Origin of the sequence: Frateuria flava, from assembly GCF_017837635.1 — a bacterium.
Lineage (GTDB): Bacteria > Pseudomonadota > Gammaproteobacteria > Xanthomonadales > Rhodanobacteraceae > Frateuria_A > Frateuria_A flava.
The window spans coordinates 12323-24864 of sequence record NZ_JAGJRS010000033.1; the positions used below are offsets into that span (position 1 = coordinate 12323).

The 12542-nt window shown below is 67.7% G+C and carries 14 protein-coding genes; 7 read left to right on the forward strand and 7 right to left on the reverse strand.

Translation table 11 applies throughout. The features are described from left to right. Positions 1 to 2 precede the first annotated feature (2 nt). The gene (locus J7I44_RS14700) at positions 3 to 389 is read right to left on the reverse strand and encodes a hypothetical protein (protein ID WP_209622483.1); all 387 of its coding nucleotides are present in this window, start codon (positions 387 to 389) and stop codon (positions 3 to 5) included. Beyond that, a complete protein-coding gene (locus J7I44_RS14705) occupies positions 386 to 970 on the reverse strand; it encodes an RNA polymerase sigma factor (RefSeq protein ID WP_209622486.1) in 585 nt (194 codons plus the stop codon). The genes J7I44_RS14700 and J7I44_RS14705 overlap by 4 nt, the downstream gene beginning before the upstream one ends. Before the next feature lie 144 nt (positions 971 to 1114). On the opposite strand from J7I44_RS14705, the gene J7I44_RS14710 reads away from it, so the two are divergent. Together J7I44_RS14710 and J7I44_RS14715 are read left to right on the forward strand one after the other, a co-directional pair. Further along, a complete protein-coding gene (locus tag J7I44_RS14710; protein WP_209622489.1) occupies positions 1115 to 1420 on the forward strand; it encodes an NAD(P) transhydrogenase subunit alpha part 2 in 306 nt (101 codons plus the stop codon). Beyond that, a complete protein-coding gene (locus J7I44_RS14715; protein ID WP_209622492.1) occupies positions 1417 to 2844 on the forward strand; it encodes an NAD(P)(+) transhydrogenase (Re/Si-specific) subunit beta in 1428 nt (475 codons plus the stop codon). The genes J7I44_RS14710 and J7I44_RS14715 overlap by 4 nt, the downstream gene beginning before the upstream one ends. Positions 2845 to 2902: 58 nt before the next feature. Here the strand turns inward: J7I44_RS14715 and J7I44_RS14720 are convergent, their stop codons facing one another. Continuing rightward, positions 2903 to 3331, reverse strand: coding sequence for a hypothetical protein (locus J7I44_RS14720; RefSeq protein ID WP_209622495.1), 429 nt, complete (start codon positions 3329 to 3331; stop codon positions 2903 to 2905). 226 nt (positions 3332 to 3557) lie between these two features. Here J7I44_RS14720 and sufT point away from each other — a divergent pair, with 226 nt between their 5' ends. Beyond that, a complete protein-coding gene (gene sufT / locus J7I44_RS14725) occupies positions 3558 to 4115 on the forward strand; it encodes a putative Fe-S cluster assembly protein SufT (protein WP_209622498.1) in 558 nt (185 codons plus the stop codon). Positions 4116 to 4562: 447 nt separating this feature from the next. Continuing rightward, a complete protein-coding gene (locus J7I44_RS14730) occupies positions 4563 to 6716 on the forward strand; it encodes a M4 family metallopeptidase (RefSeq protein ID WP_209622504.1) in 2154 nt (717 codons plus the stop codon). Positions 6717 to 6838: 122 nt separating this feature from the next. Here J7I44_RS14730 and J7I44_RS14735 read toward each other — a convergent pair whose 3' ends face one another. The 4 genes from J7I44_RS14735 to wrbA all read right to left on the reverse strand — a co-directional run bounded on the left by J7I44_RS14735 (position 6839) and on the right by wrbA (position 10430). Beyond that, on the reverse strand, positions 6839 to 7327 hold the full coding sequence (locus J7I44_RS14735) for an asparaginase domain-containing protein (RefSeq protein WP_209622507.1): 489 nt from the start codon (positions 7325 to 7327) through the stop codon (positions 6839 to 6841). Between the two features lie 107 nt (positions 7328 to 7434). After that, on the reverse strand, positions 7435 to 9069 hold the full coding sequence (locus J7I44_RS14740) for an acyl-CoA dehydrogenase family protein (protein ID WP_209622510.1): 1635 nt from the start codon (positions 9067 to 9069) through the stop codon (positions 7435 to 7437). Between the two features lie 414 nt (positions 9070 to 9483). After that, the gene (locus J7I44_RS14745) at positions 9484 to 9834 is read right to left on the reverse strand and encodes a DUF2069 domain-containing protein (protein WP_209622513.1); all 351 of its coding nucleotides are present in this window, start codon (positions 9832 to 9834) and stop codon (positions 9484 to 9486) included. Further along, on the reverse strand, positions 9831 to 10430 hold the full coding sequence (gene wrbA, locus J7I44_RS14750; protein WP_209622517.1) for an NAD(P)H:quinone oxidoreductase: 600 nt from the start codon (positions 10428 to 10430) through the stop codon (positions 9831 to 9833). Before wrbA ends, J7I44_RS14745 begins: the two co-directional genes overlap by 4 nt. Before the next feature lie 70 nt (positions 10431 to 10500). Here wrbA and J7I44_RS14755 point away from each other — a divergent pair, with 70 nt between their 5' ends. The 3 genes from J7I44_RS14755 to J7I44_RS14765 are packed head-to-tail and all read left to right on the forward strand — an operon-like array spanning position 10501 to position 12498. After that, positions 10501 to 11766 carry a YihY family inner membrane protein gene (locus J7I44_RS14755; protein WP_209622523.1) on the forward strand — a complete coding sequence of 422 codons (1266 nt, stop codon included), beginning with the start codon at positions 10501 to 10503 and terminating at the stop codon, positions 11764 to 11766. Continuing rightward, positions 11763 to 12230: a TlpA family protein disulfide reductase gene (locus J7I44_RS14760; RefSeq protein ID WP_209622526.1), complete on the forward strand. Its 468-nt coding sequence runs from the start codon at positions 11763 to 11765 to the stop codon at positions 12228 to 12230. Before J7I44_RS14755 ends, J7I44_RS14760 begins: the two co-directional genes overlap by 4 nt. Before the next feature lies 1 nt (position 12231). Next, on the forward strand, positions 12232 to 12498 hold the full coding sequence (locus J7I44_RS14765; RefSeq protein ID WP_209622531.1) for an acylphosphatase: 267 nt from the start codon (positions 12232 to 12234) through the stop codon (positions 12496 to 12498). Positions 12499 to 12542 lie beyond the last annotated feature (44 nt).

Below are 12542 nucleotides of genomic sequence, written 5' to 3' on the forward strand. Positions count from 1 at the left end.
GGTCAGCGGCGTACCTTCACGCGGTCGTTGGCGGCCAGCCAATCGTAGAAATCGAGGTTCTGGTAGAGCTGCGGGTCGGCGCTGTCGGCGTCTGGTGGCAGGTCGGTGTCCGTGTCGGCAGTGGACGCCGCCGGCACCGCGTGTGCAGGCGCATGGTCGGCGTGGCGCAGCGGTTGCCAGATCATCAGCGTGGCCAGCGCGAGCACGGCGAAGGCGCCGGCCGGCAGCAGCAGGCGCGAAGCGACGCGCGCGGATGCCGGCTGTGCGGCTTCCAGCGCCTGTCGGCGGGCGGCACGCAGGCGGCCGCTGGTGGCCGGGTCGAGCTGCCGGCTGGCGTCCAGGTACAGCGCACGGGCGCGCTGGGCCAGCTTGTCGGGATCGGGCGTCATTGCCAGTCCTCCAGTTGGTCGCGCAGGTGGTGCATCGCGCGCGACAGATGGGTTTTCACGCTGCCTTCGGAGCAGCCCATGGCCTGTGCGGTCTGCGCCACGTCCAGGCCCTCCAGCATGCGCAACAGGAACGCTTCGCGCTGACGTTGCGGCAGGCGCTGCACCGCGGCGGAAAGATCGGCCCAGGACTGGCTGTCGTGCAGCCGCTGCAGCGGGCCGGGGCCGTGGTCGGGCGGTTCCCAGGCCGGCAGGTCCTCGCCATCGTCGTCGCGGCCGCCCAGCCAGCCGACCACGATCGAGCGCACCTTGCGGCGGCGCTGCAGGTCGACGATGCGCCGGCGCAGGATGCCCCAGAACAGCGGGGTCCACTCCTGCGCGGGTTTGTCGCGGTAGTGCTTGACCAGCCGCAGCATGGCGTCCTGCACCGCGTCGAGGGCGTCCTCGCGATGGCCCAGTTGCAGCTCGGCCAGGCGAAAGGCGCGCCGCTCGACGTCGGCCAGGAAGGCATCCAGCGTCGCCGGTACGGCGCGCTCGGGCGTCGCCAGCAGGTCGCTGTCGAGGGTGCCTGCGAGGCTGCTCATGGCATCGAGATCCGCGTCATCGGCGCTGCGGCCCTGTTCCGGTTCGGTCGGATGCTTCAACGCGGCAGGCTCGCACGGGTTGACGCGCGACCGTATGATGCGGTCACAACCGCTCGAAGGGGCGCGCGGACAGGGGAAGGGGTCATGCTCGACGGTTTCCTGGCGCTGTATGTCTTCATGCTCGCGGCGTTCACCGGCTACGAGATCATCGCGCGGGTGCCGGTGATCCTGCACACGCCGCTGATGTCCGGTTCGAACTTCATTCACGGGATCGTGCTGGTCGGCGCCATGATCGCGCTGGGCCACGCGCAGACGCCACTGGAAATCGGCATCGGTTTCGTCGGCGTGCTGCTGGGTGCCGGCAACGCCGCAGGCGGCTATGTGGTGACCGAGCGGATGCTGGAGATGTTCAAATCCAGCCGTCCCGGTGGCCCGGAGCAGCGCCGATGAGCTGGCTGCCGGGGGCGATCAAGGCCTGCTATTTCCTCGCTGCACTGCTTTTCATCCTGGGCCTCAAGCGCATGAGCTCGCCACGCAGCGCGCGCGGCGGCATCGTGTGGGCGGGCGTGGGGATGGCGCTGGCGGTGGCGGCGACCTTCGCGCTGCCGGGGCTGGCCCATCGCGGGCTGATCCTGGTGGCGCTGTTGCTGGGCACCGGTGCCGCGTGGTGGTCGGGCCGGCGCGTGGCGATGACGGCCATGCCGCAGATGGTTGCGCTGTACAACGGCATGGGCGGCGGCGCCGCGGCGGCGATCGGCGCGGCCGAGCTGGTGGCCTTTTCGGGCGCGGCGGTAACGTTGCTCGGCGGCGGCCGCTTCACCGCCGACGGGGTGGCGCCAGGCGCCATGCAGCTAGCGCTGGCCGTGCTGGGTGCGCTGATCGGCGCGGTGAGCTTTTCCGGCTCGCTGGTCGCCTTCGCCAAGCTGCAGGGCTGGCTGGACCGGCGTTTCGTGTTCCCCGGCCAGCGCGTGGTGAATCTGTTGGTGCTGGCGCTGGCGGTCGCCTTGGGCGTGCTGCTGGTTGCCGGCACGCTTGCGCCAGGGGTGATCGCCGGCTTCTTTGCGCTGGCCTTGCTGTTCGGTTTGATGATGACGCTGCCGATCGGCGGCGCCGACATGCCGGTGGTGATCTCGCTGTACAACGCATTCACCGGGCTGGCGGTGGCGTTCGAGGGTTTCGTGCTGGGCAACGAGGCGATGATCATCGCCGGCACCGTGGTCGGTGCGGCCGGCACGTTGCTCACCCAGCTGATGGCCAGGGCGATGAACCGCTCGCTGGGCAACGTGCTTTTCGGCAGTTTCGGCACCGCCACGGGCGCCGCGCAGACGATCGGCGGGGCGCAGAAGCCGATCGAGGCAAACGACGCGGCCGTGATGATGGCTTACGCCGAGCGCGTGGTGATCGTGCCGGGTTACGGCATGGCCGTGGCGCAGGCGCAGCACAAGGTGTGGGAGTTTGCCCGGCTGCTGATCGAGCGCGGGGTCAAGGTTAAGTTCGCCATCCATCCGGTCGCCGGGCGCATGCCCGGGCATATGAACGTGCTGCTGGCCGAGGCGGGCGTGCCGTACGACCTGATCGCGGACATGGATGAGATCAATGCGGAATTCCCGAGTACCGACGTGGCGCTGGTGATCGGCGCCAACGACGTGGTCAACCCGCTGGCCAAGACCGACCCGGCCTCGCCGATCTACGGTATGCCGATCCTGGACGTGGCCGCTGCGAAGAACGTCATCGTTGTCAAGCGTGGCAAGGGCACCGGCTTTGCCGGTATCGAGAACGCGCTGTTCTATGCAGATAACGCGCGCATGCTTTACGGCGACGGGCAGGCGGTGGCCGCGGAGCTGGTGGCGGCGCTCAAGGGGATCGACGCGTAGTGATCGGCGGGCCTCGGCCCGCCCGTGGCCCCTGCAGGCGGCGGGGCGGACGCCCGTCCTACGAGGTCTTGCGCGGCCGGCGGGCGGCGATCCAGGCGGCGAGCAGTGCGCCAGCCAGGGTGAATACGATATCGGCCGGACGCACCGCGAGGTGCGCGAGCGAGAGCAGCATGGCCAGGCCGGCGCCGCGCAGCGCATCGAGCAACCCCATGCCCATGGAACCGGCGAGCCGCGCCGCGGCAGTCAGCATCTCGACGTAGACGGCGGCGAGCACCGTCGCGCCCGCAGCCAGCACCGCCGTCACGCGGCCGGCCGGACGCACCCAGCCACGGATAGCCAGCGCCAGCAGCGCGCCGACCAGCAGCGCCAGCGCGGGCAGCGGGCGTTGCAGTGCCATCGTCGGAAGCATCCACACCGCACCGGCGGCGAGCCCCAGCATGGCCGCGCTGAAGGCGGCGAACAGCAGCGGGATCAAGCGCACGGGCACGGCCCATGCGGCGTAAGGTGGAAAGCCATGCAGTTCCTGCGGATCGTGGGAGCAAACGCACATGATAACCGCGCTCGGCGCTGCGCCCGCCCGAAGCGCCGCTTGCTCCCTTGAGAAAGCGGAGGCGGGCCTGATCTTGGTCAGCGGCCCACGTCCGCGGCGGGGCATAATAGAGCGCTTCCCCGCCGCGTTCCTGCGGCTTCGACGAGTGATCGGCAGAATCGGCATGAGTGGCTTCAGTCTTAGCAGCGAACCCTTCACCCTGGAACGCGATTGCGCGGCGGTGATGGTGCCGCAGGGCGAAAGCGTGATGCTTCCGGCCGGACAGATCGGCTACATCACCCAGGCGCTGGGCGGCAGCTTCACCGTGTACGTGGAGGGCAACCTGTTCCGCATCGCCGGCCACGATGCCGATGCGCTGGGCAAGGAGCCGCCACCGCCGATCGAACTGGCCGCCGATGCCAGCGACGAGGATGTGGAAAAGCTCGTCTGGCAGCAATTGCGCACCGTGTTCGATCCGGAGATTCCGATCAACGTGGTGGAGCTCGGGTTGGTCTACGACGTCTCCATCGAGGCCGGCGACAACGATTCGCGCAAGGTGTACGTCAAGCTGACGCTGACCGCACCGGGCTGCGGCATGGGCGACATCCTGGTCGACGACGTGCGCACCAAGCTGGAATTGATTCCGACCGTGGGCGAGGCCGATGTCGACCTCGTGTTCGATCCGCCCTGGAATCATTCGATGATGTCCGATGCGGCCAAGCTCGAAACCGGCATGCTCTAGCGTTGAAAGGCTGTGACTGAGCGTTTCCGAAGCCCGGCATGTCCGGGCTTTTTTTGTGCGCGCACGGTTGTGTGTGCACGCCTGTAAGTGGCGTCACGACGCGGTTTTCGCACAGAGCTAACAGCGACGATCACACTTCGGATGCCTAGGAAAAATTCACCCTTGACCCCTCCGCAAGCGGGCTCTTAATGTCGACGAATCCGTTGGCGGGGAGGTTGACGGATGGTCCTGCAGTGACGACAGGGGGTTCCTGCGTCGCCCTCGCATGATGAGCCCGCGTACTGCCCTCTCAGGGAAGAAAGGGGGAGAAGCAGCGCGCATCGGGATGCAGTCGGGACCGTTGGCAAACAGTGGCACCGTGCCCGGCACGGCTAACTCACTCATGGGGTCCGAAGTGACCGCATCAGGTCCGCTCGCCCCGAATTTCTCTTTTACGGAGTACCTGAAATGCCAAGCAATATCCGTCTGAAGCTCCTGGTTGCCGCCATCGGCATGGCTTGCGCCTCGACCGCCATGGCAGCGAACAACGAGCACGTGAACGTGCAGAATCTCGGTGCGGTGCCGGCCGGCAGCCTCGCGACGCACCTGAATCTGGGTGCCAACATGTCGCTGGCCGCACGCAGCACCGCGCACCTGCCCAACGGCAAGCAGGTGGTGCGCCAGCAGCAGATGTATCGCGGCGTGCCGGTGTACGGCCGTAGCGTCGCGGTGGTACAGGACGCGCAGGGCAACATGCTGCGCGCCTCGGGCAACGTGATGAAGCTGCCGGCCAACCTTGCCGCGCCGCTGTCGGTCACCCCGAAGCTGAGCGGCGCCCAGGCGATCGCCAAGCTGCAGGCCCATGCGCACACCACGCTGACCGGCGGCGCTTCCATCTACAACCAGAAGGCCGACCTGTTCGTCTATCCGCAGGAAAACGGTTCGCCGCGCCTGGTCTACCTCACCTCCTATGTGGTCCGCGGCCAGCATCCGAGCCGTCCGACCGCGATCGTCGATGCGCACACCGGCGAGGTGATCCAGAGCTGGGAGGGCCTGACCGACGCCACCGCCAATGGGCCGGGCGGCAACCAGAAGACCGGCAAGTATTACTACGGCACCGATTACGCCGCGCTGCAGGTCACCCAGTCGGGCAGCACCTGCTATCTGCAGAACACCAACGTGGTGACCTACAACCTCAACCACGGCACCAGCGGCGGCACCCTGGTCAACTTCACCTGCCCGACCAGCGACACCGACGCGATCAACGGCGCCTATTCGCCGGTCAACGACGCGCACCACTTCGGTGGTGTCGTGCACGACATGTACGTGGCCTACACCGGCGCCGCGCCGCTGAACATGCAGCTGCGCATGAACGTGCACTACAAGAGCAATTACGAGAACGCGTTCTGGGACGGCACCGCAATGTATTTCGGTGACGGCGCCAGCACGTTCTACCCGCTGGTTTCGCTGGACGTGACCAGCCACGAGATCAGCCACGGCTACACCGAGCAGAACTCCGGGCTGCAGTACAGCGGCCAGTCCGGCGGCATGAACGAAGCCTATTCGGACATCGCCGGTGAAGCGGCCGAGTTCTATGACCGCGGCCAGGCCGATTTCCTGGTTGGCGCGGACATCATGAAGAGCGGCACCGCCTTGCGCTTCATGTGCAATCCGCCGCAGGACGGCGGCTCGATCGACAACGCGGCCGACTACTACAGCGGCCTGGACGTGCATTACTCGTCCGGCGTCTACAACAAGGCGTTCTGCCTGCTGGCCAAGACCAGTGGCTGGGACGTCAAGAAGGCGTTCCAGGCCTTCCAGCTGGCCAACAAGTCGTACTGGACCGCGACCTCCACCTTCAATGATGGCGCCTGCGGCGTGGAGTCGGCAGCCGAGGCACTGGGCTACAACAAGAACGACGTGATCACCGCCTTCACCGGCGTCGGCGTGACCTGCCCGGGTACCGGCGGCGGTGGCGGCGGCGGTGGTGGCACCACGGCGCTGCAGAACGGTGTTCCGGTCAGCGGCGTGTCAGGTGCGGCTGGTGCTGACAACGACTTCAGCATCGCGGTGCCGGCCGGCGCCAGCAACCTGGTGATGTCGATCTCCGGTGGCAGCGGCGATGCCGACCTGTACACCAAGTTCGGCTCCATGCCGACCACCAGCAGCTACGACTGCCGTCCGTACAAGAGCGGCAACAGCGAGAGCTGCACGGTTGCCGCCCCGCAGGCGGGCACCTACTACATCAAGGTGCACGGCTACTCCTCGTACTCCAACGTCACCGTGAAGGCTTCCTACACCACCGGCGGTGGCGGCGGCGGTGGCAGCACCGACTCGGTGAGCCTGCCGACCGTGTCCACCGGCAACTGGTCGGCCACCTACACCGAGACGGTGCAGGCCGGCCATACCGCGAAGTTCGCCATCTCCGGCGGCACCGGTGATGCGGATCTGTACGTGCGGGCTGGCTCCGCGCCGACCACCAGCAGCTACAGCTGCCGTCCGTACCTCACCGGCAACAACGAGAGCTGCACCTTCACCCCGTCGACCACCACCACCTATTACATCAAGGTGCGTGCGTACCAGACGTTCTCCGGCGTGACGCTGACCGAAACGATGAACTGAGGTCGGCTTCGAGGCCGCGCCAGGTAACCGGTGCGGTCTGCCTGAAGTGAAAAAAAGAACCCCGGCTTCGGCCTGGGTTCTTTTTTGGGTTCGATTCGGAGTTCTGGCTGAAGGCGCGCGGGTCAGCCGTTTTCCTCGAAACGGTTCTCGGCGCGGTTTTTGCGCACCTTGGCCGGGTCCCACACGCGGCCGTTCATCGTGATGTAGACGCCATCGGGCAGCGTCTGCACCGCGGCCACGGCGCAGCCGATGTTGAACACCGCATCGGAGCCCTGGAAGCGCGCAGGGTTCAGTGCGCCGGTGAGCACGATCACCTTGCCCGGGATGGCCGCCAGTTCGCGCGCGGTCTCGACCATGGTGTCGGTACCGTGGGTGACCAGTACGTGCCGATGCGGCTGCGCTTCGATGGTCGAGCGCACCAGCGCGCGATCTTCGGCGCTCATGTGCAGACTGTCCTTGCGCAGGATCGGGATGACGTCGAACGCGAAGGCGACGCCAAGCTGGCCCAGGATGTCGCCGATCTGCGGCGCGCCGATCTTGTAGTCCGACTTGTCGTCGAAATAGATCTTGTCGATGGTGCCGCCGGTGGTGACGATGGTCAGATGCTGCATGGCTTCGACGTCGGTGGGGAAAGCGCAAGTTTAATGGGTCGGAACGCGCCTTGTGCGCGGTCGTCCGGCCGCGTCCACGCGAGAGGTCGATTCGTTCGCCTCGTCGATCAGAGCAGCAGCCGCGTATCCGCCATGTCCGCCGTGGTCGACCGATCCAGTCCGTGCGCCACAAAGCGCCGCAGTGCCGCGCCCGGGCGCATGTCGCTGCGTCCGCGGGCAAAGGTGGACTGGCGCGCGAGCAGGGCGGCCGCGGTGCAGCGGGCCAGCGTGAGCGACAGGTCGCGAGCCGCCGCTTCCAGGTCCGCGCGGTTGTTCCCGGACGCCTGCCACTGCCGTGCGGCCGCATCGAGCGCGGCGTGGATCGGCACTACCGCTTCGGGCTCGTGGCAGCCATCCACCCAGCCGGCGATCGCGGTGCGTAGTGCACCGAAGCCTTCGCCGAGGGCCCGCAGGCTGTCCAGTGCGAGCACGTTGGTGGTGCCCTCCCAGATCGCATAGACCTGCGCGTCGCGCAGCAGTTGCGGCAGGCCGGTGTCCTCGATGTAGCCGGCACCGCCGAAGCATTCGAGCGCTTCGGAGCACAGCGCCACCGCGACCTTCCCGGTCCACAGCTTGGCCAGCGGGGTGAGCAAGCGCAGCAGTGCAGTTTCGTGCGAGGCGGCCTGGCCCTGTTCCACGCGGCCGAGCAATTGCACGACCTCGAACGCCAGCGCGAACGCGCCCTCGAACTCGGCGCGCATATCGGCCAGGGTGCGCGCATGCAGTGGTTGCTCGATCAATGGACGGCCAAACGCTTCGCGCCGCGCCGCGTAGTCGCAGGCAAGCGCCAGTGCGCGCGCCATGCTGGCCACCGCGCAGACGGCGTTCCAGGTGCGCGTGACGTTGAGCATCGGCGCGACCTGGCGCACGCCCTGAGCGAGCTCGCCCAACGGCCAGGCCGGGAGGCCGTCGAGATGGATCTCGGCGGTCGGCAGCTCGCGTGTGCCCAGCTTGTCTTTCAGGCGATCGACAACGAGTTCCGGCTTGCGCGCGGCGCCGTCCATCGTCTCGACATAGAACAGCGCCAGTGCAGGGGTGCCTTCGCCTGCGCCTTCCGGACGTGCGAGCGCAAGCGCCGCCTCGCCGACCACCGCTGAGCTGAACCACTTGCGCCCGTGCAGGCGCCAATGGCCCGTCTCGTCCTGGCGTGCGATGGTCTCGGTGCGGCCCACGTCGGAGCCGCCGGCGGTCTCGGTCATCCATTGGCCGCTCAGCCAGAACGTAGCCGGGTCGCGGCTCAGGAAATGCGGCAGTGCACGGTCGATCAGCGCCTGGTTGCCGGACGCCTTCAGCGCCGCGATGGCGCCGTCGGTCATCGCCAGCGGGCAGGTGTAGAACTCACTGGCCAGGTGGTAGAGATAGACGCGTGCGAACTGTTCCAGGCGCGCGTGTTCGTGCGGCTCGTGCCCGGCCGCCAGGATGCCGTGGCGGGTGGTCAGGTCGGGACCTTCGTGCCACGCGTCGGTCAGTTCGATGCGATCCACGCGCCGGCCCCAGGCATCCCAGCGCGTGAGCACCGGCGTCCGCGGCGTACTGCGGCGGGCGCGCTCCCAGGCAAACTGTGCGTAGTCGCCAAGCGCGTCGAGGTCCGCATCGAGCGCCGGGCGGCTGTTCGACGGGATCACACGGTCCAGCAAGGCCAGCAGCGTGCGGTCGTTGCGGTAGGGGTGGACCAGCTGAGGCGCGGTCTGCAGGAAATCCATGGCGCGATCCCGTTGCTCGATACGCGCGAGTATAGGAGCGGGTTCGTGGGTGGCGCGCGAGACGCTCCGACTTCAACGCCGGCGCGGGTACGCCAACGCCAACGCGATCGGGTGATGCCGGCCGGATTCGCTCGTGCCGAGCGCCGGTGCGCTAGCTTGCTGGAGTATCGAGCCCTGGAGGAAAGTCTCGACCCCGCCACCGCAGGTCATCCCCGCGAAACCAGGAATCCATTTTGGTTTGGCTCACTGGAGCGACATGGGTTTCCGCTTCGCAGGAACGGCGCCTGGAGAATGGGTACTCCCTGTCATTGCCGAGCCGGACGCTGACCGGCCGCCGGAAGTAGCCGACCGGCGGGTGAGGGTTCGGCGGAGCGACAGGGTGACATCGCCGGAACCTTCTTCGGATAAGCCGCCTCAGCCTTGCGGTTTTCTGCGCTTGACCCCGGCACCAAGGGCCACGATAAGCAGTAACGTCAAGCCGATCTCCGCAAGCGCCAGCCACTTCTCGGTCGGTGCACTCCAGGCCTCGGCCACGCCATGGCAGAAGTAGAACAGGCTCAGGATACCTACCCACAGCAGCGCACGGCGCAGGTCCGGCAGCGCGGCGAGCGGCAGCAGCAGCGGTACCGCGGTGATCGCCAGCGCCAGCCAGGTCGGCAGGTGTTCCGGACGCGCGAGCCACCCGTGCCAAGCCAGTTGCAGCGCAACGAGCGCGAACCAGGCACACCGGCCGATGCGGTAGGGCAGAGCGATGGATGCGCTCATGCCGGTGTCGCCAGCTTGCGTGCGGTCTCGGCCAGCCGCCGTCCAAGTGCCCTGGCCAGTTCCCGCTCATGCTCGCTGATCGCGTTGTCGCCCTTGGCGCCGGCCACGTGGCTGGCCCCGTAGGGCGTGCCGCCGCTGCCGGTGGCGGTCAACGCCGGCTCGGTGAACGGGATGCCGAGCAGCACCATGCCGTGATGCAGCAGTGGCAGCGCCATGGTCAGCAGCGTCGACTCCTGTCCACCATGCATGGTGCTGGTCGAGGTGAAGACCGCCGCCGGCTTGCCCGCCAGCGTGCCGCTGGCCCATTCGGCGCCGGTGGTATCCAGGAAATGCTTCAGCGGCGCGGCCATGTTGCCAAAGCGCGTGGGGCTGCCCATCGCCACACCGGCGCACTCGGACAGATCCACGCGACTGACGTACGGCGCGCCCTCCTCGGGTACGGGCGGCTGCGCGGTCTCGGTGACCGGCGCGACCGGCGGTACCTGGCGCAGGCGCGCTTCCAGGCCGGCCTCCTCCACGCCACGTGCAATCAGGCGCGCGAGCTGGGCGGTATGGCCGCTTCGGCTGTAATAGAGGACCAGGATGGAAAGGCTCATGCGGGCTCGGTTGGGCGTTCGCGGGCGATCGGGTAGTGTAGCGGCCGCCTTCCGCTTGATGGTGCCGTCCATGGCCTGGCGTTTCGATCGCGACCGCGCGCTCAGTTTCAGCCGCTTCATCTGGCAGCGGTTCATCGACGACAAATGCTTCGAGACGGCCGGCGCGCTGTCCTACACCACGCTGGTCTCGCTGGTGCCGCTGATGGTGGCGGTGCTGGCGATGCTGTCGGTGTTCCCGGTGTTCCAGAGCGCGCGCGACGTCTTGCTCAACTTCGTGTTCCAGAACTTCCTGCCGACCACGGTGGCGAAAGTGCAGGCGACGTTGCAGACCTTCGCCGCCAACGCCAGCCAGCTGACCGGCATCAGCATCCTGGTGATGCTGTTCAGCGCGCTGTCGATGATGATCAGCATCGAAGACCGCCTGAACCGCATCTTCCGCGTGCACCAGCCGCGCAGCTGGAGCTCGCGTCTGCTGCTGTACTGGGCCGCGTTGACGCTGGGGCCGATCCTGGCGGTGGGCGGTATCGCGGTGACCTCGTACGTGACGGCGATGCCGCTGCTGGCCGGCGCCTATGCGCAGCTGGGCCTGGGCCAGCGCCTGCTCGGCGTGCTGCCGTTCGTGGTGACCTTCATCACCCTGTGGCTGATGTACGCGGCCATTCCCAACTGCAAGGTGCGCCGCAGCGATGCTGCGATCGGTGCGCTGCTGGGCGCCGTGCTGTTCGAGGTCGCGCGCTGGGGATTCACGCTGTTCGTCAGCAACGCGCAGACCTACCAGCAGATCTACGGCGTGCTGGCGACGATCCCGATCTTCCTGCTGTGGATCTACCTGTCGTGGGTGATCGCGATCCTCGGCGCGTCGATCGCCGCTTCGCTGTCGGCCTACGAGTACCACGCACCGGCCCAAACCTTGCCCGAAGGGGCGGAATTCCTCGGCCTGATGGTGGTGCTGCGCCATTTCGTCGATGCGCATCGCGAGGGCTGCAGCGTCGACCCCGCCACCGTGCGCCTGCAGGAGCCCTACCTGCGCAGCGCGAGCATCGCCACCTACTTCGACGATCTGCAGCGCGCCGACCTCATCCAGCGTGGCGAGGCGGGCGGCTGGCTCCTGAGCCGCAGCCTCGACAGCACCGACCTGCTGCGGGTGTATCGTCACACCAGTTACCGCTTGCCGCTGCGTCCCATGGAGGAAGCGCAAGCCCTCGGCATCAACCTGCCGGCCGCCTTGATCGCCTTGCTCGCGGAGGTGGCGCGGATGCTCGACGACACGCTGGGTCGGCGACTGGACCATACATTCCCCCCGACCCCGCCCGAACCGGAGAACCCCCTCCCATGAAGCTCGCCCCGTTCGCCCTGGCCGCCTGCCTGCTTGTCGGCGCGATGCCTGCGCACGCAGCCATGCCCGCGCAACCGGCGCTCAAGGTGACCACGCTGGACGGCAAGGCGTTCGACCTGGCCGCGCAGCGTGGGCACTGGGTGATCGTCAACTTCTGGGCCACCTGGTGCGTGCCCTGCATCAAGGAGATGCCGGACATCTCGCGCTTCGTGAAAACCCACGCCAACGTGCGCGCGATCGGACTTGCCTACGAAGACAGCGACAAGGCGGACATCCAGGCGTTCCTTGCCAAGCACCCGGTGAGCTATCCCATCGCGCAGGTTTCGCTGGACGATGCGCCGAAGGATTTCGACGAGCCGCGCGGCCTGCCTACCACCTACCTGATCGCGCCCGACGGCCGCGTGGCCAAGCGCTTCGTCGGCCCGGTGACCGAACAATCGCTGGGCGCAGCGATCGGCCAGTGACATGGCCGCCGCGCGCTTCCTCGTGAGCGGTCGGGTGCAAGGCGTGTTCTATCGCGCCAGCACCCGCGAACAGGCGCGGCGGCTGGACCTTACCGGTCACGCGCGCAACCTGCCTGATGGGTGCGTCGAGGTGCTCGCGTACGGCTCGCCCGAGGCGCTCGATGCGCTGGAGCGCTGGCTGTGGCAGGGGCCGCCCGCGGCGGAAGTGGCGGGCGTGGAGCGCTGCCCGCTGGAAGGTGTTCCTCCACCAACGTTCAGTACCCGCTGACCTGTTCAGTGGGCTCGAGCCCACCGCGTTTCACGCCGACGCAA

Bases quoted from the DNA above. Each gene is read 5' to 3' on its own strand.
- J7I44_RS14700 (WP_209622483.1), bottom strand. From the start codon at position 389: ATGACGCCCGATCCCGACAAGCTGGCCCAGCGCGCCCGTGCGCTGTAC.
- J7I44_RS14705 (WP_209622486.1), bottom strand. From the start codon at position 970: ATGAGCAGCCTCGCAGGCACCCTCGACAGCGACCTGCTGGCGACGCCC.
- J7I44_RS14710 (WP_209622489.1), top strand. From the start codon at position 1,115: ATGCTCGACGGTTTCCTGGCGCTGTATGTCTTCATGCTCGCGGCGTTC.
- J7I44_RS14715 (WP_209622492.1), top strand. From the start codon at position 1,417: ATGAGCTGGCTGCCGGGGGCGATCAAGGCCTGCTATTTCCTCGCTGCA.
- sufT (WP_209622498.1), top strand. From the start codon at position 3,558: ATGAGTGGCTTCAGTCTTAGCAGCGAACCCTTCACCCTGGAACGCGAT.
- J7I44_RS14730 (WP_209622504.1), top strand. From the start codon at position 4,563: ATGCCAAGCAATATCCGTCTGAAGCTCCTGGTTGCCGCCATCGGCATG.
- J7I44_RS14735 (WP_209622507.1), bottom strand. From the start codon at position 7,327: ATGCAGCATCTGACCATCGTCACCACCGGCGGCACCATCGACAAGATC.
- J7I44_RS14740 (WP_209622510.1), bottom strand. From the start codon at position 9,069: ATGGATTTCCTGCAGACCGCGCCTCAGCTGGTCCACCCCTACCGCAAC.
- J7I44_RS14745 (WP_209622513.1), bottom strand. From the start codon at position 9,834: ATGAGCGCATCCATCGCTCTGCCCTACCGCATCGGCCGGTGTGCCTGG.
- wrbA (WP_209622517.1), bottom strand. From the start codon at position 10,430: ATGAGCCTTTCCATCCTGGTCCTCTATTACAGCCGAAGCGGCCATACC.
- J7I44_RS14755 (WP_209622523.1), top strand. From the start codon at position 10,501: ATGGCCTGGCGTTTCGATCGCGACCGCGCGCTCAGTTTCAGCCGCTTC.
- J7I44_RS14760 (WP_209622526.1), top strand. From the start codon at position 11,763: ATGAAGCTCGCCCCGTTCGCCCTGGCCGCCTGCCTGCTTGTCGGCGCG.
- J7I44_RS14765 (WP_209622531.1), top strand. From the start codon at position 12,232: ATGGCCGCCGCGCGCTTCCTCGTGAGCGGTCGGGTGCAAGGCGTGTTC.